The sequence below is a fragment of the Flavobacterium potami genome, assembly GCF_020026915.1.
Classification (GTDB): Bacteria; Bacteroidota; Bacteroidia; order Flavobacteriales; family Flavobacteriaceae; genus Flavobacterium; species Flavobacterium potami.
On record NZ_JAINUY010000070.1, the window covers coordinates 1 to 285 of the forward strand.

Below are 285 nucleotides of genomic sequence, written 5' to 3' on the forward strand. Positions count from 1 at the left end.
CGCGTCATCGGCAAGCAGGGCCGCATCGCCAAGGCGATCCGCACCGTGATGCGCTCGGCCGCGACCAAGAACAACTGCAGGGTTTCCGTCGAAATCGACTGAGCCCGGGCGGGCTGCAACATCGCTTTCATGTTGCAGCTTTTCTTTTCAGAAAAAGCCGGCGCCTCCGCCGGCCGTGGGAAGTGGGCATATGCTGAAAAAATATCTGGAGGGCGGGCAGGTCGTCGGCACGCACGGCGTGCGGGGGGACCTGCGCGTGAAGCCGTGGTGCGATTCCGCCGCGTT

At 63.9% G+C, this 285-nt stretch carries 1 protein-coding gene; it reads left to right on the top strand.

Going from position 1 to position 285, the window contains the following annotated elements:
• The first annotated feature begins 6 nt into the window (after positions 1-6).
• Positions 7-102, top strand: coding sequence for a KH domain-containing protein (locus K6T82_RS24315; protein ID WP_223711634.1), 96 nt, complete (start codon positions 7-9; stop codon positions 100-102).
• The last annotated feature ends 183 nt before the right edge of the window (positions 103-285 follow it).